Source organism: Sphingomonas bacterium (assembly GCF_903643035.1).
In the GTDB taxonomy this organism is placed as follows: Bacteria; Pseudomonadota; Alphaproteobacteria; order Sphingomonadales; family Sphingomonadaceae; genus Sphingomonas.
The window spans coordinates 1-2740 of record NZ_CAHJWW010000331.1 but is presented as its reverse complement, the minus strand read 5'-3'; the positions used below and the strand labels follow the sequence as shown (position 1 = coordinate 2740).

Annotated in this window: 3 protein-coding genes; all 3 read right to left on the bottom strand. The window is 71.4% G+C overall.

Features of this window, described 5'->3' with window-relative positions:
• On the bottom strand, nucleotides 1-499 hold a 499-nt coding region (locus HUV01_RS14725; protein WP_302480077.1), incomplete at its 3' end, for a CHASE4 domain-containing protein.
• The gene (locus HUV01_RS14720) at nucleotides 499-2367 is read right to left on the bottom strand and encodes a putative bifunctional diguanylate cyclase/phosphodiesterase (protein WP_174298950.1); all 1869 of its coding nucleotides are present in this window, start codon (nucleotides 2365-2367) and stop codon (nucleotides 499-501) included. The genes HUV01_RS14720 and HUV01_RS14725, both read right to left, overlap by 1 nt.
• A gap of 49 nt (nucleotides 2368-2416) precedes the next feature.
• Nucleotides 2417-2740: ROK family protein (locus tag HUV01_RS14715; protein WP_174298949.1), on the bottom strand; the 324-nt coding region annotated here is incomplete at its 5' end.

Below are 2740 nucleotides of genomic sequence, written 5' to 3'. Positions count from 1 at the left end.
GGCGGGCGCCGAGGCCGCGCGACAGGTCGATCCGCGCGAGCCGGTCCGTGAAGCGGTCCCGCGCGGCCGCATCCTGCGACGTGCCGCCGCCGTCGATCCAGCGGGCCATCACGACACGCCGGTCGGGCGCGAGATAGGCCATGCCGCTGACGCCCAGGTTCGCCATCGCGAGCTGCGAGAAGCTCTCCCGCTCGAACGCGGCGCCGGGATGCGCCATATAGTCGTAGCTGGCGTTCCAGTCGCCATAGTCGCGCACCGCGCTCTCGACCTTGCCCGCATATTCGGCGAGCACCGCGCGCGTGCGCTCGACGTGCGCGTCGACCGAGCGCGTCTCCAGCGTGTTGAAGCTCGGGATGATGAGGCTGGCGAGCAGCGCGGTGATACCCAGCGCGCCGACGATGCCGACGCCGGTCAGGATCAGGACCAGCTTGGCGCCGAGCGACCGCGGCTGACGCAGCGCGCGCGCGCCGGCGTCCCAGCGCCGCAGGACGGCGGCCATCAGCCGTGCCTTCCGCCGACCATCCCCTCGTCGCCCGAGAAGCGCCTGGTCGCAAGCTCGCGTGCCTGCGCGGCGGGCACCGGCCGCGAGAAGTAATAGCCCTGGAGGTGGCTCGCCCCCGCCGCGCGCAGCAACGCCACCTGCGCCTCCGTCTCGACCCCTTCCGCGATCACGCCCAGCCCCAGCGCCTGGCCGAGATGGATGATCGAGTGGACGATCGCAGCCGACTCGCGCTCCCGGCCCATGCCGTCGATGAAGCTCCTGTCGATCTTCAGGCTGTCGAGCGCGAACTTGCGGATGTTGTAGAGGCTGGAATAGCCGGTGCCGAAATCGTCGAGCGCGATGCGGAACCCCATCTGGCGCAGCCGGTACAGCGTCTCCGCCGCGCGCTCCGCGTCGTCGAAGATCGCGGTCTCGGTTATCTCGATCTGCAGCCGGGCGGGCTCGACGCCCGCGCGCTGTACCGCCTCCACCACGTGACCGACGAAATTGGGCCGCCGGAACTGGCGGGGCGAGAAGTTGACCGACACATACTGGCCCGGCCAGTCGCGCAGCACCGCCAGCGCCTCGTGCAGCACCCAATCGCCCAGCTCGTGGATCAGGTTGCTGTCCTCCGCGATCGGGATGAACGTCGCCGGGCTGATCGGGCCGTATTCGTCGGTATGCCAGCGCAGCAGCGCCTCGAACCCCACCACGTCCAGTCCCTGGCGCGCGACGATCGGCTGATAGGCAAGGGCGAGCTCGCCGCGGCCGATCGCCTGGCCGAGGCCGCTCTCGACGCGGCGGCGGAAGCGGATGCTCTCGTCCATGCTCTCGTCGAACAGCCGCACCACGCCGCGGCCCGCGCGCTTGGCGTCGTTGAGCGCGAGGTCCGACCGGCGCATCAGGTCGACGACGTCGCGGCTGTCCTCGCAAGTGCGGACGACCACGCCGGTCGATGCGCCGCCCTGCACCGAATGGCCAAAGAGCTTCACCGTTCCGGTGCAGGCGTGCACCACCCGCTCGCAGGCCATCACTGCGGCCTCGTCGCCCGGCGTGTCGAACATCAGCCCGAACTCGTCGCCGCCCAGCCGTGCGACCAGCCCGCCGTTCGGCACCGTCCCGACCAGGATCGCGCACATCTCGCGCAGCAACTCGTCGCCCGCCAGATGGCCGAGCGTGTCGTTCACGAGCTTGAAGCGGTCGAGGTCGAGCATCGCCACCGCGAAACTGCCCGGCCGGCGGACCCGCTCGGCGAGAGCGCGCTGGAAGGCGAGGCGGTTGGGCGCATCGGTCAGCGAATCATGGGTGGCGATATGGACCGCGCGGCTCTCGTTCGCGGCGAGCTCCAGTCCCTGTTCCTCCAGCTGCACCACCTGCTCGGCGAGCCGCGCGCGGGCGGCGGCGAGCTCGCGGTCGATCGCCCAGCGGCCGCCGAGCGCGGTCGCGGTCTGGACGACCTCCGCCACCTCGAACGGCTTGGCGATGTAGAAGATCTTGTCCGCCGGTCCCGCGGCCCGGCTGATCTCGAGCGGCGAGAAGTCGGAGAAGCCGGTGACGATGACGAGGTTGATCTCGGGGTCGAGCGCGCGGATGCGGCGAGCGGTCTCCTTGCCGTCGATGCCGGGCGGCATGCGCACGTCGATGAAGGCGACCGGGAAGGGATCGCCGTCGGCCAGCGCCCGCTCCACCGCCGCCACCGCGTCCAGCCCCTGCATGCAGTGGGTCGGCGCGAAGCCGGGCGCCGCGTCGTGCGACGGCATCGCATCGTCGCCGAACAGCTCCGCCGCCATCGCCAGGAGCGTGCCCGCGTCGGCAGGGGCCGGCGCGAAGCTGCGGCGGTAGGAGTCGTGCATGCCCGGCTCGTCATCCACGATCAGGATCCGCATGACTCGCCTCTCGTCGCCTCGTTCATCGGCATCGCATAGGCGAACAGGGTTAAGGGCCGGTAAGCGTCCCCTTCTCCAGCGCCTGGTGGGCGAGGACCAGTGCGCCCAGCGGACCCGCCCGTCCGCCCAGCCGCGGGGGAACGACGTAGCTGTCGAGTTCCGCCAGTTCCGCCGTCGCGAGATAACCGCCCAGGCTGTCGTGCAGCATCCGGCGGACGCGCGGGAACAGGTGCGGCGTGCCGACCATCACGCCGCCGCCGATCACGATCCGGCGCGGCACGCCCGTCAGCACCAGCGCGTGGCAGGCCTGCGCGATCGCGTGCGCGATCAGGTCCCAGGCCGGGTCGTCGGCCGGCAGGTCGGGCGCGGGCGT

Coding starts and splice junctions, on each gene's coding strand:
- HUV01_RS14720 (WP_174298950.1), bottom strand. CDS start 2,367: ATGCGGATCCTGATCGTGGATGACGAGCCGGGCATGCACGACTCCTAC.